This window comes from Streptomyces glaucescens (assembly GCF_002154375.1).
Taxonomy (GTDB): Bacteria; Actinomycetota; Actinomycetes; order Streptomycetales; family Streptomycetaceae; genus Streptomyces; species Streptomyces glaucescens.
On the sequence record NZ_MUND01000579.1, the window covers coordinates 1 to 485 of the forward strand.

Below are 485 nucleotides of genomic sequence, written 5' to 3' on the forward strand. Positions count from 1 at the left end.
CCGCGCTGCTGGTGCTCGTCTCGCTGCTCGGCATCTCCGGCAGGTCAACCACCGACAAGGTGATGGAGAACCTGGAGCAGCTGGCTCCCGGCTCAGCCCGCGACATCATCACGCGCGCCGTCGAACAGCTCCAGGGCAACGCGGGCACCGGCTCCCTGATGGCGATCATCGGTCTCGTCCTCGCGGTGTGGTCCGCGTCCGGATATGTGGCGGCGTTCATGCGCACGGCGAACGCCGTCTACGACATCCCGGAGGGACGGCCGGTGTGGGCGATCCTGCCGGTGCGTCTGGGACTGACCGTCTCCCTGCTGATCATGGCCGTGATCAGCGCACTGATCGTGGTCTTCACGGGCGGCCTGGCCCGCCGGGCGGGTGACCTCCTGGGTCTCGGCGACACCGCGCTGACCGTGTGGGGCATCGCCAAGTGGCCCGTCCTGGTGCTGCTGGTCACCCTCATGATCGCGCTGCTGTACTGGGCCAGCCCC

1 protein-coding gene is annotated in these 485 nt (G+C 68.9%); it reads left to right on the plus strand.

All coding sequences use genetic code 11. The annotated features are described in order from the left end of the window. On the plus strand, window positions 1–485 hold a 485-nt coding region (locus tag CCN42_RS32210), incomplete at both ends, for a YihY/virulence factor BrkB family protein (protein ID WP_245877568.1).